Origin of the sequence: Streptomyces sp. NPDC002884 (genome assembly GCF_040295245.1) — a bacterium.
GTDB lineage: Bacteria > Actinomycetota > Actinomycetes > Streptomycetales > Streptomycetaceae > Streptomyces.
On record NZ_JBEOVB010000014.1, the window covers coordinates 168,590 to 191,353 of the forward strand.

Below are 22,764 nucleotides of genomic sequence, written 5' to 3' on the forward strand. Positions count from 1 at the left end.
TGTCGGGGATCCCGATGCGGGCCGCTCGGCGACGGAGAAGGGGGACTCAGATGCCCAGGTCCTTGATGATCTTGGCTACGTGGCCGGTGGCCCGGACGTTGTACAGGGCGTGTTCGACCTTGCCGGACTCGTCGACCACGATCGTGGAGCGGATGACGCCCATGTAGGTCTTGCCGTAGTTCTTCTTCTCGCCGTACGCGGCGTAGGCCTCGGTGACGGCCTTCTCGGGGTCGGCCAGGAGGGTGACCTTCAGGGACTCCTTGTCGCGGAACCTGCCCAGCTTCTCGGGGCTGTCGGGGGAGATGCCGATGACGTCGTACCCGGCGGCGGCCAGGAGTTCCAGGTTGTCCGTGAAGTCGCAGGCCTGCTTCGTGCAGCCGGGGGTAAGCGCGGCCGGGTAGAAGTAGACGATGACCTTGCGGCCCTTGTGGTCGGACAGGGACACCTGGTTGCCGTCGGCGTCGGGGAGGGTGAAGGCGGGGGCCACGTCCCCGGGCTGGAGTCGCTCGCTCATCGGACCAGCGTAACCGGGGGTCCTGACAGTGCGGCGGCGGGCAGAGCTGACAGACTGTCCAGAACAAGACACAGCTGACTTCGGAGGCCTTACCGTGGCGGAGACGTCGGACACCAGAACCCCGGCGCAGATCGAGGCGGACATCAGGGCCCGCCGCGAGGTGCTGGCGGAGACGCTGGACGAGATCGGGGTGCGGGTGCACCCGAAGACCATCGTCGGGGACGCCAAGGCCAAGGTCGTCGCCAACGTCGATCACACGCTCGGGAGGGCCTACGTCCAGGTCAACCGCGCCGTGAGCGAGGTGCGGGCGCAGTTCGTGGACGAGGAGGGCGCGCCCCGGCTGGAGCGGGTCGTGCCGGTGGCGCTCGTGGTCGTCGGCGTCGTGGGGCTGCTCGCGTTCGGCGGGTCGCGCCGCAAGCGCTGACCGCCGTGCTTCCCCGGGTGTTCCCCGGGGCCCCACTCGCGTACGGATCCGCTTCGGGCAGGTAGGTTCAGTGGTGTGAGCGCCAAGAGAGACGACCTGAGTACCACGCACGACAAGCTGCCCATCCGGATGCTGCACGACCGTGTGCTCGTGAAGCAGGAGACCGGCGAGGGTGAGCGGCGTTCGGGTGGTGGCATTCTGATTCCCGCCACCGCGGCCGTCGGTCGTCGGCTGGCCTGGGCGGCGGTCGTCGCGGTGGGCCAGAACGTGCGGACCGTGGAGCCGGGGGACCGGGTGCTGTACGACCCCGAGGACCGCGCGGAGGTCGAGGTGCGGGGCGTCGCGTACGTGCTGATGCGGGAGCGCGATCTGCACGCCGTGGCGGCCGACCGGTTCGAGGGCTCCGAGGACTCGACCGGCCTGTACCTCTGATCGGCCTGTACCTCCGATCGGTCTGTACCTCTGATTCAGTCGGCACAAAGGGCTGGTGACCATGGTCACCAGCCCTCTTGCTGTTTCTTTGCTACGTTTGGAAGGAGCCCGACGAGACGCGCCGTACCGGGATGCCGCAGCCAGTGACGCGGCGGGAACGCAGGAAAAGACGACGCATCGCTGTGTCAGTGCGTTCGCGCTCGTGTCTCGGAGGTGTCCCTCATGGCCTGGGTTCTGCTCGTCGTCGCCGGTCTGCTGGAAGTCGGCTGGTCGATCGGGATGAAGTACACGGACGGGTTCACCCGCCTCGTCCCGAGTCTGTTCACCGGCGCCGGCATCGTCGCCAGCATGCTGCTGCTGTCGTACGCCGCCCGCTCCCTCCCCATCGGTACCGCCTATGGCGTCTGGGTCGGGATCGGGGCGGCCGGGGCCGCGGTGGTCGGCATGGCGGTGCTGGGGGAGCCGGCGACCGCCGCCCGGATCTTCTTCGTGTGTCTGCTGCTGGTCGCCGTGGTGGGGCTCAAGGCGACCAGCGGTCACTGAGGGACCTCAGGGACGCGTCAGGACGCGTCAGGACACATCGGTACGTCAGTCCCAGCCGGTGGACGTCAGCTGGGGGCCGGTCGTCGTGCCGACCGTGTTGCCGGTGTCTCCGGTCGTGCCGTCGGTGGTGCCGGTGGACGTGTTGCCCTCGGTGGTGCCCGAGCTGGTGCCCGAGGTCGTTCCGTTGGTCGCGGTCCCGCCGTCGGTGGTGCCGGTCGACGTGCTGCCGTCGGTGGTGCCGCCGTCGGTGGTGCCGGAGCTGGTGCCGGTCGACGTGGTGCCGGTGGTCGTGCCGCCGTTCGTCTGCCCCTGGGTCTGGCCCTGCGTCCGGCCGTCGGTCGCGTCGGAGCTCGGCGAGCTGCCGTCGGTCTCGTCGTCGGTGGGCTCGTCCTCGGAGGGCGGGGACGACGGGTAGGCGGACTGCTCTCCGCCCTCCTGGATCTGGAGGTTGAAGTCCGAGGCCGGGGTGCCCTTCAGGGCGTTCTTGGTGAACTGGGCCCAGATCTCGGTGGGCGCGCCGCCGCCGTTGATGCGGGGCAGGCCCATCGCACCCTTGAGGGACTTGTGGGCGGCGGTCTCCGGGTCCTGGCCCATGACCGCGACCACGGTGGCCAGGTCGGGGGTGTAGCCGGCGAACCAGGCGGCGGTGTCCTCCTCGGCGGTGCCGGTCTTGCCGGCGGCGGGGCGGTCGGCGGCGAGGGCCGCGGTGGCGGTGCCGTTCTGGACGACGCTGCGCAGGACCGAGGTGGTGGTGTCGGCGGCCTCGCGGCTGACGACCTGGGAGGACTTCTGCTCGGGCAGGTCGACGACGTCGGCGCCGTCCTTGGTGACCTTCTCGATCAGGGTGTACGTGCCGTGCTTGCCGTGGTTGGCGAGGGTGGCGTAGGCCTCGGCCATGTCCAGGACGCTGGCGGTGGCCGTGCCCAGGGCGATGGAGGGGTAGGGCTGGAGGTCGGGGGTGTCGGTGGGCAGGCCGAGCTCGATCGCGGTCTGCTTGACCTTCGCGGGGCCGACGTCGACGGCCATCTGCGCGTACACCGAGTTCACCGACTTGTCGGTGGCGGTGCGCACGTCGATGTTGCCGTAGTTGACGTAGTCCTCGTTCTCGGGGGCGTAGGTGCCGCCGCTCCAGCCCTGGATGGGCCGCTTGTTGGTGCCGTCGTAGATCGTGTTGGGGGTGATCTGGCGGCCGTCCTGGGTCTCGGAGCCGTTCTCGACGGCCGAGGTGAAGACGAACGGCTTGAAGGTGGAGCCGACCTGGAAGTCCTGGCGGGTGGCGTTGTTGGTGTACTGCTTGACGTAGTCGATGCCGCCGTACAGGGCGAGGACCTTGCCGGTCTTGGGCTCGACGGCGGCGCCGCCCGCCCGGACGTAGGTGTCGACCTTGCGGTTCTTCTTGTCGAGCTTCTTGATCAGTTTGTCGTTGACGGCGTCGACGAAGGCGTTCTGCTTCTTCTTGTCGATGGTGGTGGTGATGCGGTAGCCGCCGGCGTCGAGTTCGTCCTGGGTGACGATCTTGTTCTCGCGCAGGTAGTCCTTGATCGCGTTGACGAGGTAGCCGCGCTGCCCGGACATGCCGGTGTCGGCGCCCGAGGTCTCCTTGGGCGTGGGGAACTTCATGCCCGTGCGCTTGGCCTCGCTGAGCCAGCCCTTGGTGACCATGCCGTCGAGGACGTAGTTCCAGCGGGCCTCGGCGGCGGCCTTGTTCTCGGGGTGGGCGATGATGTCGAACTCGCTGGGCGCGTTGACCAGGGCGGCGAGGTAGGCGCCCTGGGCGGGGGTGAGCTCGGCGGCTTCGATGCCGTAGTAGGCCTTGGCGGCGGCCTGCATGCCGTAGGCGTTGCGGCCGAAGTAGCTGGTGTTGAGGTAGCCCTCGAGGATGTCGTCCTTGGAGGTCTCGCGGTCCAGCTTGATGGAGATGAAGAACTCCTTCACCTTGCGGGTGACGGTCTGTTCCTGCGCGAGGTAGTAGTTCTTCACGTACTGCTGGGTGATCGTGGAGCCGGACTGCTTGCCCTTGCCGGTGGCGGTGTTCCAGCCGGCCCGGAGCATCGCCTTGAGGTCGATGGCGGACTCGGTGTAGAAGTCGCGGTCCTCGGCGGCGAGCACGGCGTGCTGTGCGTCCTTGGAGATCTGGGAGAGGTCGACGTTCTCGCGGTTGACGGTGCCGTCGCGGGCGATCTCGGTGCCGTCGGCGTAGAGGTAGACGTTGGACTGCTTGGTGGCGAGCGCGTTGGCCGGTGGGATCTTGACCATGGAGTAGCCGAGGAAGAAGAGTCCGGCGAGCACCAGGACGCCGAGGACGAACGTGCCGAGCACCATCCGCCAGGTGGGCAGGAGCCGGCGCAGGCCGGTGCGCTTGGGTCGCTTCATCTTCTTGCCTTCCTTGCCACTTCCTCCGTCACCCGCCTCGGGCGCTCCGGGTGCCGAGCCCTCGGTGGGCTGCTGCGGCTGTGGCTCGTCACTCATGTGCTGCTGGACTCCTGTTTCGCGTCGTACGTTCCCGTACGCCTCGTAAGCCTCGTACGCCTTGTGCGTCCCCTGTTGAAGACTCTCGCACCAAGCGTTCCGTTCCCGACAATCGGCGCGCGTTCGGTCACACGTCGTGCCCGGAAAACGCGTGGCACGCGACGGCGGCGGCGCACTAGGCTCCTGCGCTTCGGTGTCGAAGCGGGCACCAAGGGTGACTAGCGGGCGAGGAGGACGGTTGCCTTGGGATCGGCACGTTTGTACGCGGCCGTCGCGGCGGGGGGTTTCAGAAGGTACGCGACCTATCGGGTGGCCACGGCCGCAGGGGTGTTCACCAATACCGTTTTCGGCCTGATCCTCGTCTACACATATCTGGCGTTGTGGGACGAGCGGCCGCACCTCGGGGGCTATGACCAGGCGCAGGCGGTCACCTATGTGTGGCTGGGGCAGGCGCTGTTCGCGACGCTGGCGATCCAGGGCGGCGGTTTCGAGACCGAGTTGATGGAGCGGATCCGCACGGGTGAGGTAGCCATCGATCTGTACCGGCCGGCCGATCTCCAGGCGTGGTGGCTGGCGGCCGACCTGGGGCGGGCGTTGTTCCAGTTGCTGGGCCGTGGGGTGCTGCCCTTCGTCTTCGGGGCGTTGTTCTTTCCCACCGCGTTGCCGCACGATCCGGTGATCTGGCTTGCCTTCGGGGTGACGATCGCGCTGGCGATGGTGGTCGGTTACGGGATCCGGTTCCTGGTGGCGCTGAGCGGGTTCTGGCTGATGGACGGCACGGGTGCGGTGCAGGTGCTGATGGTCACCGGGATGTTCTTCTCGGGGATGGCGCTGCCGCTCAACGCGTTTCCCCAGCCGCTCGGTGACATCGTGACGCTGCTGCCGTGGTCGGCGTTGTTGCAGATGCCGGCCGACGTGCTGATGGGGCGGACCGATCCGCTGCCCGCGTTCGCCTTCCAGGCGGGTTGGGCGGTGGTGCTGCTGGCGGTGGGCCGGCTGGTGCAGGGGGCGGCGACGCGGCGGGTGGTGGTGCAGGGTGGGTGAGGGCGGCCGGCTGGCGGAGGGGCTGCGGGCCTATCGGCTGATCGCCGGGATGTGGATCCGTTCGACGCTGGCCTACCGGGTGTCGTTCGCGCTGACCGTGGTCGGTGGCCTGCTGGTGACCGGGCTGGACTTTGTCGCGATCTTGCTGATGTTCTCGCAGGTGGACGTGCTCGGCGGCTACACGCTGCCGGAGGTCGCCTTTCTGTACGGGCTGTCGGCGATGTCGTTCGGGCTCGCGGACCTGTCGATCGGCTCGGCGGGCCGGCTGGGCTCGCGGGTGCGGGACGGCACGCTCGACACGCTGCTGGTGCGGCCGGCGCCGGTGCTGGCCCAGGTCGCCGCGGACCGGTTCGCGCTGCGCCGGGTCGCCCGGCTGATCCAGGGCACGCTGGTGCTGGGCTACGCGTGTGCGGCGCTGGACGTCGCCTGGACGCCGGTGAAGGTGGCGCTGGTGCCGGTGATGCTGGTGTGCGGCGGGGTGATCTTCTCGGCGGTGTTCGTGGCGGGCGCGGCGTTCCAGTTCGTGGCGCAGGACGCGTCGGAGGTGCAGGCCGCGTTCACGTTCGGCGGTCAGACGCTGTTGCAGTATCCGCCGACGGTGTTCGGCAAGGAGCTGGTGCGCGGGGTGACGTTCGTGCTGCCGCTGGCGTTCGTCAACTGGGTGCCGGCGGCGTATGTGCTGGGGCGGCCGTATCCGTTGGGGCTGCCGGAGTGGGCGGCGTTCGCTCCGCCGCTGGTGGCGGCGGCGTGCTGTGCGGTGGCGGGGCTGGCGTGGCGGGCGGGGCTGCGGACGTATCGGAGTACGGGGAGTTGAGGGTGACCGTGTCGGAGGGTGTGCCGGTGTCGGAGAGTGCGTTCATCGAGGTGGACCGGGTCGAGAAGGTCTTCGACGTACGGCGCAGGACGGGGTTCCTGAAGCGGGAGCTGCGGCGGGTGCGGGCGGTGGACGCGATCTCCTTCACCGTGGCACGCGGGGAGATGGTCGGCTACATCGGGCCGAACGGCGCGGGGAAGTCGACGACGATCAAGATGCTGACGGGGATCCTGACGCCGAGCGGGGGCCGGCTGCGGGTCGCCGGGATCGACCCGTCCCGTGAGCGGATGCGGCTGGCGCATCGCATAGGGGTGGTGTTCGGGCAGCGTACGACGCTGTGGTGGGACCTTCCGCTGATCGACTCCTACCGGCTGATGCACCGTATGTACCGGATCCCGGACGGCCGTTACCGGGAGAACCTCGACCGGCTGGTCGAACTCCTCGATCTTTCCTCCCTGCTGGAGGTGCCGGTGCGTCAGCTGTCGCTCGGTCAGCGGATGCGCGGGGACATCGTGGCGGCTCTGCTGCACGACCCCGAGGTGCTCTATCTGGACGAGCCGACGATCGGTCTCGACGTGGTCTCCAAGGCGCGGGTGCGGGAGTTCCTGCGCGAGCTGAACACCGAGCGCGGCACGACGGTCCTGCTCACGACGCACGACCTCCAGGACATCGAGCAGCTCTGCTCCCGGGTGATGGTCATCGACCACGGCCGTCTGGTCTACGACGGTGCGCTCGCCGGGCTGCACGAGGTGGGGGAGAGCGAGCGGACGCTGGTGGTGGACCTGGAGCGGGAGCTGCCGCCGGTCGAGGTGGGGGAGGCGGCGCGGGTGGTGAAGGTGGACGGGCCGAGGCAGTGGCTGGCGTTCCCGGCCTCGGAGTCGGCGGCTCCGCTCGTCGCCCGGATCGCGGCGGAGTACCCGCTGGTGGACCTGTCGGTGCGGGAGCCGGACATCGAGGCCGTGATCGCGAAGATGCTGTACTCGACGGCGGACGCTTCCGGGCCCTCGGCGGACCGGGAGCCCGCGCGGGAGACCGTAGTGCCGGGGCCCGGGAACTCGTAGGCTGCTGATATGACCGACGACGCAGCCCCGGGCCTGCCGGATCTCCGTGCCTCCGACGCCGATCGTGAGCGGGTCGCGGAGGTCCTGCGGGACGCCCTCGCGGAGGGCCGGCTCGACATGACGGAGTTCGAGGAGCGGCTGGAGGAGACGTACAAGGCGCGCACGTACGGGGAGTTGGCGCCGATCACCCGTGATCTGCCGGTCGCCGGGATCACGCCCCCGCCTCTCGTGTCGCTGCACAAGGAGCCGCTGGAGGACGGGGGTTGGGCCGGCCGGATCGTGGGCGGCGAGGGTTCGTCGACCTGGGCGGTGGCCGTGCTGTCCGGCTTCCAGCGCAGGGGCCGCTGGACGGCTCCCCGGCGGTTCAACTGCTTCGCCTTCTGGGGCGGCGGCGAGATCGATCTGCGTGAGGCGAACTTCGCGGCCGGTGAGATCGAGATCAACTGTGTCGCGATCATGGGCGGGTTGCAGATCACGGTGCCGCCGGGGGTCGAGGTCGTGGTCCGCGGGATCGGTGTGATGGGCGGCTTCGACCAGCGCGAGACCGGTGTTCCCGGTGAGCCGGGCGCGCCGCGGGTGATCGTCGGCGGGTTCGCCTTCTGGGGCGGGGTCGGCATCGAGCGCAAGAAGACGCGGGCCGCCCGGCGGCAGGAGAAGCTGGACCGCAAGGCGGCCAGGCGCGAGCTGCGTTCGTCGTCCCGGGACGACGAGGGGGAGGCCCACCGGCGGGGGCTGGAGGGCCACAAGGACATCCTGCACGGGCTCGGCCACGGCCAGGGTCAGGGCCACGGCGCGGGTGCCGGGTCCCGGGAGGAACAGCGGGAGCGCCGCCACGAGGACTGAGCGTGCGGTGCGAGGGCCGGGGCGGTGTGCGGCCGGGGCTCTCACACGGCCCGGCGGCTGTCACAGGCGGGCGGGCGCCGGGCCTTCCAGGTCCGCCGGGTCGATGGCCTCCGCCATCTTGCGGTAGCCCCGGTCGCTGGGGTGCAGACGGTCGCCCGAGTCGTACTCCGGGCGCAGGCTGCGCGGGTCGTACGGGTCGCGCAGCGCCCGGTCGAAGTCGACGACGGCGTCGAACACCCCGTCCGACCGGATCGCCTGGTTGATCCGCTGCCGTACGTCCTCGCGGCCGTCGCTGTAGCCGCGGTGGCCGCGGAACGGCGTGAGGGTGGTGCCGACGACCCTGATGCCGTGGGCGTGGGCGCGTTCGACGAGGGTGCGCAGGCCGTCCACGACCGCCTGCGGGTCGGCCAGCCCCGGGTCGCGCAGGATGTCGTTGATGCCGAGGTCGATGACGACGACCTTGACGTTCGTACGGCCGAGGACGTCCCGTTCGAAGCGGTTGAGGCCGGCGGCGCCGCGCCGGGAGTCGTCGGCGAGGACCTGGTTGCCGCTGATGCCCTCGTTGACGACGCCGTAGCGGGGCGCGTCCCCGTCGGCGGCAAGGCTCGCCCGCAGCCGGTCGGCGAGGACGTCGGGCCAGCGGCGGTTCGCGCCCGGGGTGGAGGTGATGCCGTCGGTGATGGAGTCGCCGAGGGCGACGACGGTGCCGTCGGCCTCGTTGCTGAGCACGTCGAGGGCGGTCAGGTAGCGCCAGAACCCGCCGGCCCCGGTGAACGCGGCGCCGGTGACGTCCTCGGTGGACTCGCCCTCGGCGACGTAGTTGGTCTGCCGGGCGTGCGGGTGGTAGGTGACCGGACCGGCGGAGGTGGGCGAGTAGGTGCTGACCAGGACGTCGGAGTCGTGCGGGACGACGACGGTCACGGCGTCGCTGACCGTCTGCCCGCCGGGCGGGACGACGACGGTGGTGGCGCCGCCGAAGGTGAGCCGGCGCAGCGTGTCGGGGACGGCTGCCGCGCTCCCGCCGCCGGCCGAGACGGCCAGGGTGGCGTGCGTCACGGTGAGCGGGCCGGTGCCGTAGAGGTTGGACAGCGTGACGCGGGCACTCGTCCCGCCGACGCTGGTGTGCACGACGTTGCGGACCGTGCGGCCCGCCATGCCGTCGTTCGCGGTGCCCGGTTCACCGCTGACCGGGGCGGCCGCCCAGGTGCCGACCCAGACGCCCGTCGAGATGGGGGCGGCGCTGCCGGGGCCGGGGGCCGCGGCGCGGGTGACCGCGCGGAGGTCGGGCCCGGGGCCGTGATCGGAGGCGACGGAGACGTATATGGCGGCGGAGAGGCCCACCACGAGGGCGATGATCGCCGACAGGAGGACGCCGTGTCTTGTGGGGGAGACCTCCACACCCCCGATGTGTGGCCTGGTCATGCGGGGGTTCTCCTCGGTGAGGGGAGCGGCGCGGCTCCGGGGACGCAGTCCTGCGGTCCTGCGGTCCTGTGTTTGTGCGTTGATGCGTTCGTGCAGGAGTTCACCGTTGAGCTCCCCCACCTGACAGACGCCGGGAACTCTTGTTCCGTTCCAGGAGTCGGTCAAGTAGGGACAATATCTGCGTGCGGGACACGGGTGGCACGGGGCGTCGACCGGAACGGATGGAGCGGATGGATCGTACGGAAGCGGAGCGGCCGGCCGGCACCAGGGCGGCGCGCACGATGACCGTCTTCAGCGCGGCCGACGAGGAGAAGCGGCGCGGGGTGCGCCGGATGAAGCTCACCGCGGCCGGGCTGCTGCTGTTCGTGGCCGTGGTGTACGTGCTCGCCGAGTGGGCCTCCCATCGGGGCGCGGGCCCCTGGGCGGGCTATGTGGCGGCCGCCGCGGAGGCGGGCATGGTCGGTGCGCTCGCCGACTGGTTCGCGGTCACGGCGCTCTTCCGCCACCCGCTCGGGCTGCCCATCCCGCACACCGCGATCATCCCGAGCAAGAAGGACCAACTGGGTGTCTCGCTGGGTGAGTTCGTCGGGGAGAACTTCCTCTCCGAGGACGTCGTACGGCAGCGGCTGCGCGCGGTCGGCATCGGTACCCGGCTGGGCGCCTGGCTGGCCGAACCGGAGCACGCCGACCGGGTGACGGCCGAGCTGGCGACGGCGCTGCGGGGCGCGCTCACGGTGCTGCGCGACTCGGACGTGCAGGCGGTGGTGGGGGAGGCGATCACGCGCCGCGCGGACGCGCAGGAGATCGCGCCGGGCATCGGGAAGATGCTGGAGAAGGTCGTCGCGGACGGCGGTCACCGGCGGGCCGTGGACCTGGTCGTGACCCGGGCGTACGACTGGCTGGTGCTGCACGGCGACTCGGTGATGGGCGCGGTGGAGGGCGGCGCGCCCGGCTGGACGCCCCGGTTCGTCGACAAGCGGATCGGCGAGCGCGTCTACAAGGAACTGCTGCGGTTCTGCGCGGAGATGCGGGACATGCCCTCCCACCCGGCCCGGGGCGCCCTCGACCGTTTCCTCACCGACTTCGCCTCCGACCTCCAGTCCGACACGGACACCCGGGCGCGGGTGGAGCGGCTCAAGGGCGAGGTGCTGGGCCGGGGCGAGGTGCAGGATCTGATCGCGTCCGCCTGGACGGCCGTCCGCTCCATGATCGTCGCCGCGGCGGAGGACGAGCGCAGTGAGCTGCGGCTGCGGGTGCGGGCCTCGCTCCTGTCCCTGGGGGCCCGGATGGCCACCGAGCGCAAGGTCCAGGAGAAGGTGGACAGCTGGGTCGAGGGCGCGGCGGTGCACGTGGTGACGACGTACCGGAAGGAGATCACCTCCCTGATCACCGACACGGTCGCCGGCTGGGACGCGGAGCACACGACCCGCAAGATCGAGGCCAACATCGGCCGTGACCTCCAGTTCATCCGGATCAACGGCACGGTGGTGGGTTCGCTGGCCGGGTTGCTGATCTACACGGTGGCGCGCGCGCTCGGGGCGTGAACGGGCCGGTCGCGGGAACCTGATCCGCATGCCGCCCGATGGGGAGCGTGCCGAGGAGGGAGCCCATGACCAGCGCCGAAGCCGCCGTGCCGGCTGAGAAGGACCGCACGATCACCACCGACATCCCCGCCCGTCTCGACCGGCTGCCCTGGTCGCGCTGGCACTGGACCATCGTCTTCGGGCTCGGCACCGTGTGGATCCTGGACGGCCTCGAGGTCACGGTCGTCGGGAACATCGCGAGCCGACTGTCGGAGCCCGGCAGCGGTCTGCCCATCACCTCCGGGCAGGTCACCGGCATCGCGGCCGCGCTGTACGTGGCGGGCGCCTGTGTCGGCGCCCTGTTCTGGGGCCGGCTGACCGACAAGTGGGGCCGCAAGAAGCTGTTCATGATCACCCTCGCGGTGTATCTGGCGGCCACCGCCCTGACCGCGGTCTCCTTCGACACCTGGTGGTTCCTGCTCTTCCGCTTCCTCACCGGCTTCGGCATCGGCGGCGAGTACGCGGCCATCAACTCCGCGATCGACGAGCTGATCCCCGCGCAGTACCGGGGCCGCGTCGACCTGATCATCAACGGCAGCTTCTGGCTCGGCGCGGTCGCCGGTTCGCTGCTGTCGATCGTCGCGCTGAACACGGACATCTTCGCCGCGGACGTGGGCTGGCGGCTGACGTTCGCGCTGGGCGCCGTCCTCGCCCTGGTGATCCTGCTCGTACGGCGGCACGTCCCGGAGAGCCCGCGCTGGCTGCTGATCCACGGCCGGGACCGGGAGGCCGAGGAGATCGTCACCTCGATCGAACAGCAGATCGAGCAGGAGAAGGGGGAGCGGCTGCCCCGGGCCGAGAGCGAGCTCACCATCCACCAGCGCCGCAGCGTCTCCTTCGTCGAGATCGCCCGCACGGTGTTCTCCTCCTACCGGCGCCGCGCGGTACTCGGCTTCTCCCTCTTCATCGGGCAGGCCTTCCTCTACAACGCGATCACCTTCGGCTTCGGCGCGATCCTGACCAAGTTCTTCGACGTGCCGAGCGGCAACACCGGCTACTACTTCGCCGTCATCGCCATCGGCAACTTCTGCGGTCCGCTGCTGCTGGGCAAGCTGTTCGACACGGTCGGCCGACGGGTGATGATCTCCTCCACGTATCTGCTCTCCGGTGTGCTGCTGTTCGGCACGGCCTGGCTGTTCGACCAGGGTTCGCTCACCGCGACGACGATGACGGCCTGCTGGTGCGCGGTGCTGTTCTTCGCGTCGGCGGGTGCGTCGAGCGCCTATCTGACGGTGTCCGAGGTCTTCCCGATGGAGACCCGCGCGATGTCCATCGCCTTCTTCTACGCCCTCGGCACCGCCGCCGGCGGTATCAGCGGCCCCCTGCTGTTCGCCGAGCTCACCGACACGGGCAAGGTCGGCGACACGGTCCTCGCCTTCTGCATCGGCGCGACCCTGATGTGCGCGGCGGGCCTGGTGGCGGTGTTCCTGGCGGTCAAGGCCGAGCGGCGCTCCCTGGAGGACATCGCCCAGCCGCTGACGGCGGCGGATCCGAAGGCCCGCGAGGAGACGAGGCCGGGTGGTCCGACGCCGGGCGGGCCGAGGCCGGGCGGGCCGCGCGAGGCCACCGCCTGAGGGCACGCGGTCGCCCTCGGGGGGTCGCCTCACCCGGGTGCCCCTCGGCGCTTCCTACTCCGGCTGGCCCCCGGCCTCGCCCCCGGCCCGCTCCCGCCCCCGCCCCCGCCTGCGCAGCAACAGCAGGCCGCCGGCCAGGGCGGTGAGGCCGGTGGCCGTGGTCCACGCGACGAGATCGGTGGAGCCGGTGGACGCGAGGCCGCCGCCCTTCGCGGCGGCGCCCTCCGCCCCGGCCGTCCCTGCCGGGACGGAGGCCGACCCGCCCGACGCCACGGCACCCGACGCGGACAGGGACGAGGACACGGACGGGGACGAGGGCCCGGCTGCGGTCGGGGACGGGGACGAGGTCGGGGACGTAGCGGTCGAGGATCCCCCCACGGTCGACGCCGACCTGTCCCGTGTGAACGCCAGCGTCCCGAAGCCGAGTTGGTCGTAGCCGCCGCTGTTGGGCCCGTAGTCCCCGCCGCCGCCCTCGGGCGCCGCCTTGGCCGCGATGCGGGTGAGGTAGGGCGCGGACAGCCCCCGGCGCCCGGTGTAGTGGTTGGCGATCATCGCCCAGATCGGCCGGGTCATCGTGGGATCGACAGCGGCCGCACCGGAGGCGGTCTCGCTGCCCGACCAGCCGTTCACGGCACCCTTCGCCCGGGTGTTGGCCGTATAGGCGACATCCCCGCCGAGGCTCCACTTGGCCACGTACTGGGCGCCCTTGAGGAAACGGCTGTCGTCATGGCCGTAGAGGTCGATGCCCTGGTTCCAGGCCATCTCGCAGAAGGTGCCCATGAGGCCGACGCCGAGCAGCGCGTGCCCCTGGTCACGGCCCGCCTCCAGCCACTCGGCGAGACCGTCGTCGTGCACCACGGGGATGGCCTTCCCGACGGCGCCGAGCCCGGAGCCGTTCTTGAAGTACTCGACGGCCTGCTCCACCCTGGCGCCGTCGTCGCAGAAGATGCCGGTGGCCAGGACGCAGGCCATGGCGGCGAGATCCCAGTTGGGCCAGTAGTTGGTGACCACGGCGTCGTTGTGCTTGACGAGGAAGCTCTCGCTGAGCGACGAGAAGACGGTGGTCAGCATCCTCTGGAAACGCTCCCGCTCGAAGCCGGCGTGGTCGCGCACGAGTTCGGCGGCGTTGGCGGCCTGGTAGCCGTAGAGCCCGGCCGCGAGGAACCGGTCGGCCGAGCCCGCGAGCGAAGTCAGTTTCGCCGACCAGGCGTTGAGGATCGCGACGGCGGTGTCGGCGTACGCGCTCTCACCGCTGACGTGGAACCGCAGGCCGTTCTGGTAGGCGGCGTGGAGGTCGTTGTAGAGGATCGTGTAGTTCTGCGGCGAGCCCGAACCCCGGTACACGGTCGCCTGCGGGTTGGCCGTCCAGCCGCTCTGCGCATGCCGGTTGGCGGTGAGCCTGGCGTATCCGGCCGTGCAGGGCGCGGCGCCGGCCTTCACCTTGGCGGTCATACGGGCCAGGTCGGCGGCGGTGTGCAGCAGGCCCGGGTGCGCGTATCCGACGGCGGCGGCGGCGGGGGCCGCGGGAAGGGCGGCGGCCGCACCGACGGCTCCGGCCGCCACGCCCGCGGCCTTCAGCAGGCCCCGCCGGCTGACCTGCCGGCTGCTGACCTGCCCGCTACCGGTCTGTCGGCTGCCGTCCTGCCGAGGGGCGGTCTGCTGGCTGCCGTCCTGCCGAGGGGCGGTCTGCTGGCTGCCGTCCTGCCGGGGGCCGTTCTGGCGGAGGCTGATCTGTGCGGGTCGGTTCAGGTGCGGTTGCGGATGCATGCCGGGGAGACGGCCGAGAGGCCGGGCCGATAACGAAAACCTGGCCGTCGGCCGGCCCGGGGTCAGGCCCCCGTCGTCGATCCCGGCCGGACGATCATCAGAATCGTCACGGTCGCCCACAGCAGGTTGAACACCCCGGTGAACATGGCAAGTCGCACCGTCGTCTCGCGCGCCCCCGTGCCCTCGACGAGCACCTCCTGCCGGGGCAGCACGAGGACCAGCAGCACCCCCGCGGCCAGCACGGTCAGCACGATCGACGTGATCAGCCAGGGGTCACCCATCACACCCATCGCGCCCGCCGTGGCGAACCCGAAGACGGGGACGGCGAGGCCGACGGCCGCGTACACCTGGCAGATGCGGTGCAGCAGCCGTACGGTCTCGCTCGCGCGGGCGTCGTCGGGCGCGGCCAGGGCGCGGCGCGCGGCGGGCGGGAACATGCTGGCGGCGACGGTGACGGGCCCGATCGCGACGATCGCGGCGAGGACGTGCACGGCGAGGAGGAACTTGGTCACGCACCGACGCTAGGCGGCACGGCCGACCCGCAGAAGCGGCGGAAATGCCAGAGGCCGACGGATTCTCGCCAGGGGGAGGCGGGCGCGGGCGTGAGTGGGTGCCGGGCTGGGGTCGAGGCGGGCGTGAGCGGGTACCGGGCTGGGGTCGAGGCGAGCGTGAGTGGGTGCCGGGCTGGGGCCGAGGCTGGCGCGGGCGCGTACCGGGCGTGTACCGGGCGGGGGTGAGGCGGGCGCGGGCGCGTACCGGGCGGGGGCCGAGGCAGGAGTGGGGCAGGGGCGGGGGCCTGGGCTACCAGGGGGGCCGGGGTGGCCGTAATCCGTCGTATGCCTACCCTCTTGCCATGCACACCGTCGCCGTACTGGCCCTGGACGGGGTCGTCCCGTTCGACCTGTCCGCCCCGATCGACGCCTTCGGCTGGCCGCGGCTGCCCGACGGGCGCCCTGCGTACCGGGTCAGGGTCTGCTCGCCGTCCCCCTCCGGGGAGGTGAGCGCGGGGGCGTTCACCGTGCGCGCGCCGTACGGGCTCGAGGCGCTGGCCGAGGCGGACACGATCATCCTGCCCGGGGTCGCGAACCCGCCGGACGAGCTGCCGATCGGCGTCGCGGAGGCCCTGCGGGACGCGGCGGCGGGCGGCACCCGGATCGCCTCGGTCTGCGTCGGCGCGTTCCTGTTCGCCGCGACGGGCCTGCTGGACGGACTGCGCGCGACGACCCACTGGATCGCGGCGCGCGAACTGGCCGAGCGCTACCCGAAGGTGACGGTCGACCCGAACGTCCTCTACGTCGACAACGGTCAGTTCCTCACCTCGGCGGGCGCCGCCGCGGCCCTCGACATGTGCCTGCACATGATCCGCGGCGACTACGGCTCGGCGGTCGCCGCGCAGGCGGCCCGGATGTCGGTCATGCCGCTCGAACGGGAGGGCGGCCAGGCCCAGTTCATCGTCCACGACCTGCCGCCCGCGCCCGCCGGGGCGACCCTCGAACCCGTGCTGGCCTGGCTGGAGGACAACTGCGGCCGGGAGGTGACGCTGGAGCAGATCGCCGGGCGGGCCGGCATGAGCACCCGCACCCTCAACCGCCGCTTCCGCGAACAGACCGGCACGACGCCGCTGCGCTGGCTGCACCGGGCGCGGGTGCGGCGCGCGCAGTACCTGCTGGAGTCGACGGCGTACCCGGTGGAACGCATCGCCACCCAGGCGGGCTTCGGCTCCCCGACAGCCTTCCGCGAACGCTTCCGCAAGGTGGTCGGCACCAGCCCCCAGGGGTATCGGCGGGCGTTCCGGTCGGGGCTGCCCGAGGCGTGACCGCGGGCGCGCGCCGCCGAAGACCGGATGGCGCACCCCGCCGTGGCACGCGCCGGACCCGACGTACGCGCCGGACCCGATGTACGTGCCCGGATCCGACGTACGCGCCGGACCCGATGTACGCGCCGGACCCGATGTACCTGCCGGATCCGACTACGTGCCGGATTCGCAGTACCCCGTCGTACGTCCCGTACCGGCCGCAGTCCGCGTAGCACTCACTACGAGGCAGGGGGCGGGCGGTGCGGCCGACCGTGGAGTGCCGGTCACCCGCGCAGGGCACCCGTGCCGGTCATCCCTTCCGGTCGGCGACCGCCCAGGACGCGAGGGCGACCGCGCCGGCCACGCCGAACACCGACGGCCAGGCGCCCACCTTCTTCGCCAGCGGATGCGACCCCGCGAAGGCGGCGACGTACGCGACGGTCAGCGCCCCCGCCGCCTTCCCGCCCGCCTGTTGCCGCCACTGCTGTGCGGCCGCGGCCCCCGCGACGGCGAGGACGGCCCCGCCCAGCGGTCGCTTCCTCGTCCACCGGGCCACGCCGTACCCGCCGACCAGCCCGCCCGCGGCGATCACCGCACTGGGAACCTTCGCCATGTCTGCCTGCCTTCTCTCTGCCTGCTGGTCCACCCCGTCCGCTGCGAGGCTAACGCCAGGCCGAAGTGGTCAGGCAACCTGAACCGCGGCCGGTCGAGTTCCCCGCTGCTGCCGCACGGCCAGAAGGCCACCCGCTTGTCTGCATCAGGCACGTGACTCGTCGCCGGATTCTGCGCGGCGCTCGATCGGCGGGTACCGGACGGACGGACTTGGCTGACATACTCCCGGCCGCGGCGGGCATAGCCCTCTGTGCTCGGACGGCGTGCAGGCATCTGGGGGGAGCTCGCATGAGCATGACTGACGACGGGGAACTGTGCATCTGGGGCCTTGGGCTGATCGGCTACTCGCTGGCCGGTGCTCTCGCCAGGGCCGGCCGGCGCTGTGTGGTGATGGACGTCGACCCCGAGCGGGTCGCCAGGCTCAACCGCGGCGAACTCCCCTTCCACCACCTTCCTCACCTGCCGGACGACTTCGGTGCCGAGACGCTCCGGGGCGCACTGCGCGCCACCACGGATGCGGCCGATGTACTCAAGCCCGGCCACGCCGTGCACATCCTGTGTGTGCCCACCGAGGCCAACGGCGTCATCGACGCGTCCGCACTGCACGACGTTGTCATGCGCCTGGCGGAAGGTGCGCAGGCTCGGCCGCTGTACCTGATCATCGAGTCGACCATCGCGCCGGTCTGGCTCGACTCCGTGGTGCACAGCGTGCTCGGCGATGCCGGATGGCGGCGGGGCGTGGACTACCACGTCGGGGTGTCCCCCCGCCGGGACTGGCTGACGGACCGGGAGCGCAGCATGGTCTCCACGCCGAAGGTCATCGGTGGGGAGAGCCCCGAGATCGTCACGTTGATGAGACGCCTGTACACGGCCGTCTGCGGCGAGGTGTTCGAGGCCCGGGACGCGCGGCACGCCGCCATGGTCAAGGTGGTCGAGAACTACTTCCGGTACCGCGACATCCTGCTGGCCAGTGAACTCAGCCTGATGCTGCCGGACTTCGACGTGGCGGAGATCCTGCGTCTCGCGGCGACGAAGTGGAACATGGACCTCTACCACCCTTCGTTCGGGATCGGCGGCTATTGCGTTCCCCTCGCCAAGGACTACCTGGGTACGGAGCCCCACGCCCAGGGTGCCGTGGCCGACTTCGAGCGCATGGAGAAGGATCTCTTCGCGACTCTCCGCCAGACGGTGTGGCGGCACGGGCCGATCGGTCGAGCCGCGGTGCTGGGCATCGCGTACGCCTCCGACATGAAGATCCACACCCGGTCTCCGTCGATCGAGCTGATCCATGACATGCAGGAGCGGGGGGTGGAGGTGTACGCACACGACCCGCTCTACCCGCCGTCCGAGATCCAGGGGATCACCGGCGCTCGCCCCCTGCGCTTTCCGGAGGATTTGCGGCGGTGTGACACCGTGATCCTGATGACCGGCCACACGCTCTACCGGACCGTGGACGACGCCACGCTGCGGGCGAACCTGGCCGAAACAGTGAAGATTTTCGACAACCACGGGACATGGCTGCAAAGGGAGTTCGGCGATGGCACCCGCTACCTTGAGGTGGGCGGCCGGCACTTCCATCCGTGGTCGGGAACTCCCCCGGACTGACAGCGGCCGCTGTGTGTGCGTTCCTGCCGGACCGACAGCGTCCGCTGTGTGTCCTTGCCGGACCGACAGCGACGCCCCCGGGCTGTCCGAACCCCACGTGCAACCGGATGGGAGCCGAACCGATGCAGTTGACCAGCCGACGTGCCTGGCGCGCCCATATGCCGTACCTGCTCCGCATCATCCTCGGACGGTTCGGGCGGCTCTCGGCGCTGCACGGCAGCCTGCTCGGCATAGGGGTTCTCGGGGTCGTCATCAGTGTGGTGGGTTTCGAGGACGGCTCTCTGGTTGCGCTGCTGCTGGGACTGGCCGGCATCCTCGCGTCCCTCGTCGGGATTCTCGCGCAGATCGTCGAAGACTGGCGACGGGTGTCACGGATCTACCGAGACACCCGCACCAGAGCGTTCGACGCCTCGTACGCCGCGCCGTACGACGGTTGGAGCCGCCTTCGCTTCAACGAGTTCTCCTCGGTGCACAGCGAGGAGGTGGACGCCCGCCTGCGCAGTGACTCGGACATCCCACTCCAGATGGAGCCGGGCTTCTGGGATGTGCCCGCCGAGTGCGAGGAAGTGCGCCGGCTCATCCGCGTCCTGCTCGACTTCGACGATGACAAGATCCGGCTCTCCGACGATCTCCTTCCGGACACGGACCGCGTCCGAGTACAGAAGACCCAGTACTCGGCTCACGTGGTCACCAACCTGCTCGGCGAGGTGATGCTGCGGGAGCAGCGGCGTCGCCGTGAACTGGTCTCCAGCGAAGCGGTGCTCCTGCGCAACGGCACGATCCCGCGACTGCGCTACAGCAATTGCTCGAACCATCTCGGGGTCGACGTGGTGGCCGTGACCTCCAGTGGTCGCGTTGTGCTGACCCTCCAAGGGGACAAGAACGACACGAACCAGGGCATGCTGGCCGCCTCGGGAAGCGGCTCCATGGACTGGAAGGATCTGCGGCGCTGCCCGGATCTGCTGCGGCTGGTCAAGAGCACGATGCTGCGCGAGATGTCGGAGGAGCTCGGGCTGCGCAGCCGGGATGCGGTCGGCTTCGGTGATGTCCGGGTCCTGCGGTACGTCCGGGTCACCAACTGGGGAGGCAAACCGCAGTTCTGTGGTGTCGCGCGCCTCGGGGAGGTGAACGAGGAGGTGCGGGGCATCGAGCGCCGCTACCACCGCGATCACTTCAGCATCGACTTCGACCCGGAGGCCGGTCCCCTTGATTTCGCCAGGACGGTGCGCGGTTATGTGCAGGAGCACGCCAAGCGCGTCTCGTTCCCCCTGTACGAGACCCTCGACGTGCTCTGCACCTGGCTGGAGCGGGACGCGGACGCCTGGCCCTGGCTGATGAGGAGGTGACGGTGACCGGCCCGCTCGTCACCAGGGCGGCGCACCGGAGTCGCGACTCGTCCGGGTCCGGTGGTTCCGGTCGCCTCGCGGCCTAGCCCCGTCCCGTCCGACGCCGCTCGCCCGGTTCTTGCCCGCTCCTGTCCACGACGGCCCGCTCCAGCACCGCGCTGGTGTCATAGACCGTCCCCGCCTCGGCCCGCTCGGTGTCCCGGCTGAAGACGGTGCGTACGCCGAGGTAGTCGAGGGTGCCGGGATCGAAGATCCACTCGGTACGGGTGCCGTGCCGGGTGTCCTCCCGGGCGATGGCGATACCGTGCCGGCCGACGGCGTCCACCGCGTCGGCCACCTCGGTCACACCGGGGATCCGGGCGGTGGCCTTGTAGAACGCGGCAGCGGTCGCGGACGGCATGATCTGCTCGGCGACGAGATCGCCGATCCGTCCGAAGACCTCCTGGTCCTTGTCCTCCCCCTTCTCGACGGGGGTGTCGGCGTAGAGCAGTTTCAGCAGGGCGCCGGGATCGGTGGGCAGCGAGGCGAGCCAGGCGTAGGTCGGCCGGTCGAACCCGGCCGGTACCGCGGCGTCCTTCGGATCCGTACCGTCCGGCACGCCGACCTCGATCGGCCAGTCCTGCCCGTACTCGCGGATCAACCCGACGTCGATCACGGGCCCCTGCCGCTGCGAGAACCACACCTGCCGCTCATGCATCTTCCCGAGCTCGACGGGTCCGTCGAAGGCCCCCTCGTTCCCGGCACCCTTGCTGCGCACGTACACGAACTGACCGTCGTCCACGGGCTCGACATCCGTCCGCAGAGCGACGGCGGCGATACGGTCGAGCGTCACGACGGCGCCACGGGTACCGCCCCCGCCCGCAGTACTGGTCGCGCCGGGCCGGGCCGCCGTACCACCCCCGTCGTCCCGCCCCCCGCCGATCCCCACGGTGAGCCCGGCGGCCAACGCGACGGCAACGGCGACGGATCCGGCGACGAGGGCGGGCCGCGGAAGCCGCGGGCGGGTCCGCACCGGCGAACCGGCGTCGTTTCTCTCCTGGTCGCGGTCGATGAGCTGCATCAGAACGTCCTTGTGCTGGGAGCGACGCCCGGGGGACAGCACCTGCTCGACGGGACCGGTCGGCAACAGCCGTTCCAGTTCCTCGAGTTCCGCGCGCTCCTCCTGCTCGGACCCGGCGGGAGTGGCGTTCATCGGGCTTCCTCCTGAATGGGCAGGACCGCGAACGCGGTCTCACTCTCTACCTCTCCGCGACGGAAGCGGGGTTCCCCGCGCGTTTCCGCACGAGGCCCCGCACGCCGTGCCTCGCGCTCGACGATCTCCCTGAGTCGGGTGCGGGCCCGGGACAACCGCGACCGAACGGTCCCCACCGGCACCCCGAGCGCCTCCGCGGCCTGCGCGTAGTCGAGCCCGCCCCACACGCACAGGGCGATGACCTCGCGTTCGTGCCGACGCAACCGCCCGAGCACCCGCCGCACTTCGGCGAGCCGACGGGCGTCGTCGATCCGCCCGACGAGTTCCTCGGCGAAGTCCCCGACGGCTTCACCACCTCCGGTACCGGAACCGCCGGAACCGGAACCGCCGGTGCCGGCTCCGGCCTCGGCCCGCCGGGCGAGAAAGGCGAGCCGTCGCCGAAGGCTCCGGTCGGCGTTGCGCGCCTTGTTGGTGGCGATCCCGAACAACCAGGGCCGCAACGACCCGCCCTCGACCTCCACGGCCCCGCGCCCCCGCCAGGCGGCGAGGAACGTCTCCGACATGACCTCCTCGGCGACGGACCAGTCACCGCTCAGCCGAAGGGCATGGTTGTACACGGCCGTCGCGTACAACTCGTAGAGCTCGGCGAATGCCGCCCGCTCCCCGCTCCGCACCCGTGCGCGCAGCAGCCTGCCGTCGTCCCCATTGCCGCCATCGCCCCTGTCATCGCCGTCGCCATCGTTGGAACTCACACCTCTACCTCTCCGAGCGGGGAAGGCAGTTCCAGTGCCGTGGGTCACACTCCTCCGCCCCGCCCCTCGGGGACTACCAGGGCAGTGTCCCCGCCGCGTCGAGATACCCGCCGGTCGGACCGTCGGGGCCCACCTGCGCCATCCGGACGATGATCTCGGCGCCCTCCTCGACGCTCTGGACGCCGGTGTTCCCGTTGAGGTCGGTCCGCGTGAAGCCGGGCTCCACCGCGTTGATCCGCATGGCCGGGAACGCCTTCGCGTACTGCACGGTGATCATGTTGACCGTGGTCTTCGAGGCCGGGTAGGCGACGCCCGGATAGCCGTACGCCGGGGTGCTCGCGTCGGCGACGCGGCCCAGGGAGCCCAGACCGCTGCTGACGTTGACGATGACGGGCGCGGGGGAGCGCCGCAGCAACGGCAGGAACGCGTGGGTGACCCGCACCATGCCGAAGACGTTCGTCTCGAACACCTCCCGCATGTGCTCGGCGGTCACTTCCGCGGCGCCGACGATGCTGTTGCCGGCGCCCCGGCTCTCGATGCCCGCGTTGTTGATCAGGACGTCCAGGCCGCCGTCGGCCTCGATGGCCTTGGCCGCGGCCTCGACGGAATCGTCGTCGGTGACGTCGAGCCGGACCCACCGCGCGCCCAGCCGTTCGGCGGCCGACCGCCCGCGCTCGGCGTCACGGCTGCCGACGTAGACGATGTGCCCCGCGCCGACGAGCCGCCGAGCGGTCTCGAACCCGAGCCCTTTGTTGCCCCCGGTGACAAGTGTCGTCGTCGCGGCCGTCGCGGCCGTAGCGGCCGTCGTGTTCGCGTCCGCGCTCACGTCCGTGCTGGTGCTGGTGCTGGTACTCGTGCTCGTGTTCGTCGTCATGCCTCCAGGCTGCGACCGATGGCGGGGAGCAGCCAGGAGCCCCGTCTTCCTGGGACTGCCGGTACCAGGAAGACCCGGACGCGGCGGTGCACAGTGGA

The 22,764-nt window shown here is 70.9% G+C and carries 21 protein-coding genes and 1 riboswitch; of the genes, 12 read left to right on the forward strand and 9 right to left on the reverse strand.

The genetic code is table 11. The features are described from left to right. Positions 1-46: 46 nt before the first annotated feature. Positions 47-514: a thioredoxin-dependent thiol peroxidase gene (gene bcp / locus ABT070_RS26615; RefSeq protein WP_351764378.1), complete on the reverse strand. Its 468-nt coding sequence runs from the start codon at positions 512-514 to the stop codon at positions 47-49. Positions 515-608: 94 nt separating this feature from the next. On the opposite strand from bcp, the gene ABT070_RS26620 reads away from it, so the two are divergent. From ABT070_RS26620 to ABT070_RS26630, 3 genes are all read left to right on the forward strand, one after another. Next, positions 609-938 (forward strand): DUF3618 domain-containing protein, encoded by a 330-nt coding sequence (locus tag ABT070_RS26620; RefSeq protein ID WP_351764379.1) that lies wholly within the window; start codon positions 609-611, stop codon positions 936-938. 129 nt (positions 939-1,067) lie between these two features. Continuing rightward, positions 1,068-1,370, forward strand: a complete 303-nt coding sequence (locus tag ABT070_RS26625) for a GroES family chaperonin (protein WP_384123671.1) — start codon at positions 1,068-1,070, stop codon at positions 1,368-1,370. An 85-nt stretch (positions 1,371-1,455) separates the two neighbouring features. Continuing rightward, positions 1,456-1,549, forward strand: a riboswitch (guanidine-III (ykkC-III) riboswitch). A gap of 43 nt (positions 1,550-1,592) precedes the next feature. Next, the gene (locus tag ABT070_RS26630; protein WP_171397540.1) at positions 1,593-1,913 is read left to right on the forward strand and encodes a DMT family transporter; all 321 of its coding nucleotides are present in this window, start codon (positions 1,593-1,595) and stop codon (positions 1,911-1,913) included. A gap of 45 nt (positions 1,914-1,958) precedes the next feature. On the opposite strand, the gene ABT070_RS26635 is transcribed toward ABT070_RS26630, so the two are convergent. Then, on the reverse strand, positions 1,959-4,382 hold the full coding sequence (locus ABT070_RS26635) for a transglycosylase domain-containing protein (protein WP_351764381.1): 2,424 nt from the start codon (positions 4,380-4,382) through the stop codon (positions 1,959-1,961). Between the two features lie 243 nt (positions 4,383-4,625). Here ABT070_RS26635 and ABT070_RS26640 point away from each other — a divergent pair, with 243 nt between their 5' ends. Genes ABT070_RS26640 through ABT070_RS26655 form a run of 4 tightly spaced genes read left to right on the forward strand, consistent with a single transcriptional unit; the run spans position 4,626 to position 8,144 of the window. After that, positions 4,626-5,426 carry an ABC transporter permease gene (locus ABT070_RS26640; protein WP_351764382.1) on the forward strand — a complete coding sequence of 267 codons (801 nt, stop codon included), beginning with the start codon at positions 4,626-4,628 and terminating at the stop codon, positions 5,424-5,426. A gap of 49 nt (positions 5,427-5,475) precedes the next feature. Further along, positions 5,476-6,240: an ABC transporter permease gene (locus ABT070_RS26645; RefSeq protein ID WP_351764434.1), complete on the forward strand. Its 765-nt coding sequence runs from the start codon at positions 5,476-5,478 to the stop codon at positions 6,238-6,240. Positions 6,241-6,242: 2 nt separating this feature from the next. Then, positions 6,243-7,301: an ABC transporter ATP-binding protein gene (locus ABT070_RS26650; protein WP_451099064.1), complete on the forward strand. Its 1,059-nt coding sequence runs from the start codon at positions 6,243-6,245 to the stop codon at positions 7,299-7,301. A 9-nt stretch (positions 7,302-7,310) separates the two neighbouring features. Continuing rightward, positions 7,311-8,144: a DUF1707 SHOCT-like domain-containing protein gene (locus tag ABT070_RS26655; RefSeq protein ID WP_351764383.1), complete on the forward strand. Its 834-nt coding sequence runs from the start codon at positions 7,311-7,313 to the stop codon at positions 8,142-8,144. Between the two features lie 60 nt (positions 8,145-8,204). Here the strand turns inward: ABT070_RS26655 and ABT070_RS26660 are convergent, their stop codons facing one another. Beyond that, positions 8,205-9,566 carry an SGNH/GDSL hydrolase family protein gene (locus tag ABT070_RS26660; protein ID WP_351764384.1) on the reverse strand — a complete coding sequence of 454 codons (1,362 nt, stop codon included), beginning with the start codon at positions 9,564-9,566 and terminating at the stop codon, positions 8,205-8,207. Between the two features lie 221 nt (positions 9,567-9,787). Between ABT070_RS26660 and ABT070_RS26665 the strand changes: the two genes are divergently transcribed. Together ABT070_RS26665 and ABT070_RS26670 are read left to right on the forward strand one after the other, a co-directional pair. Beyond that, positions 9,788-11,110 carry a DUF445 domain-containing protein gene (locus tag ABT070_RS26665; protein ID WP_451099380.1) on the forward strand — a complete coding sequence of 441 codons (1,323 nt, stop codon included), beginning with the start codon at positions 9,788-9,790 and terminating at the stop codon, positions 11,108-11,110. 65 nt (positions 11,111-11,175) lie between these two features. After that, positions 11,176-12,723, forward strand: coding sequence for an MFS transporter (locus ABT070_RS26670; protein WP_351764386.1), 1,548 nt, complete (start codon positions 11,176-11,178; stop codon positions 12,721-12,723). Positions 12,724-12,777: 54 nt separating this feature from the next. Here the strand turns inward: ABT070_RS26670 and ABT070_RS26675 are convergent, their stop codons facing one another. Together ABT070_RS26675 and ABT070_RS26680 are read right to left on the reverse strand one after the other, a co-directional pair. Beyond that, positions 12,778-14,304: an alginate lyase family protein gene (locus ABT070_RS26675; RefSeq protein WP_351764436.1), complete on the reverse strand. Its 1,527-nt coding sequence runs from the start codon at positions 14,302-14,304 to the stop codon at positions 12,778-12,780. Positions 14,305-14,552: 248 nt separating this feature from the next. Then, entirely contained in the window at positions 14,553-15,002 is a 450-nt protein-coding gene (locus tag ABT070_RS26680) for a hypothetical protein (RefSeq protein WP_351764387.1), read from the reverse strand. Positions 15,003-15,343: 341 nt separating this feature from the next. Between ABT070_RS26680 and ABT070_RS26685 the strand changes: the two genes are divergently transcribed. Next, on the forward strand, positions 15,344-16,306 hold the full coding sequence (locus ABT070_RS26685) for a GlxA family transcriptional regulator (RefSeq protein WP_351764388.1): 963 nt from the start codon (positions 15,344-15,346) through the stop codon (positions 16,304-16,306). Positions 16,307-16,595: 289 nt separating this feature from the next. Here the strand turns inward: ABT070_RS26685 and ABT070_RS26690 are convergent, their stop codons facing one another. Then, on the reverse strand, positions 16,596-16,898 hold the full coding sequence (locus ABT070_RS26690) for a hypothetical protein (RefSeq protein WP_327183289.1): 303 nt from the start codon (positions 16,896-16,898) through the stop codon (positions 16,596-16,598). Between the two features lie 287 nt (positions 16,899-17,185). Between ABT070_RS26690 and ABT070_RS26695 the strand changes: the two genes are divergently transcribed. Together ABT070_RS26695 and ABT070_RS26700 are read left to right on the forward strand one after the other, a co-directional pair. Then, positions 17,186-18,502, forward strand: a complete 1,317-nt coding sequence (locus ABT070_RS26695) for a nucleotide sugar dehydrogenase (protein WP_351764389.1) — start codon at positions 17,186-17,188, stop codon at positions 18,500-18,502. A 122-nt stretch (positions 18,503-18,624) separates the two neighbouring features. Beyond that, complete coding sequence (locus tag ABT070_RS26700) at positions 18,625-19,848, forward strand: hypothetical protein (RefSeq protein WP_351764390.1); 1,224 nt, start codon at positions 18,625-18,627, stop codon at positions 19,846-19,848. Positions 19,849-19,930: 82 nt separating this feature from the next. Here ABT070_RS26700 and ABT070_RS26705 read toward each other — a convergent pair whose 3' ends face one another. The 3 genes from ABT070_RS26705 to ABT070_RS26715 all read right to left on the reverse strand — a co-directional run bounded on the left by ABT070_RS26705 (position 19,931) and on the right by ABT070_RS26715 (position 22,666). Then, the gene (locus tag ABT070_RS26705) at positions 19,931-21,040 is read right to left on the reverse strand and encodes a CU044_5270 family protein (RefSeq protein WP_351764391.1); all 1,110 of its coding nucleotides are present in this window, start codon (positions 21,038-21,040) and stop codon (positions 19,931-19,933) included. Then, positions 21,037-21,726, reverse strand: coding sequence for an RNA polymerase sigma factor (locus tag ABT070_RS26710; protein WP_351764437.1), 690 nt, complete (start codon positions 21,724-21,726; stop codon positions 21,037-21,039). Before ABT070_RS26710 ends, ABT070_RS26705 begins: the two co-directional genes overlap by 4 nt. Before the next feature lie 139 nt (positions 21,727-21,865). Beyond that, on the reverse strand, positions 21,866-22,666 hold the full coding sequence (locus ABT070_RS26715; protein WP_351764392.1) for an SDR family NAD(P)-dependent oxidoreductase: 801 nt from the start codon (positions 22,664-22,666) through the stop codon (positions 21,866-21,868). Positions 22,667-22,764: the final 98 nt, after the last annotated feature.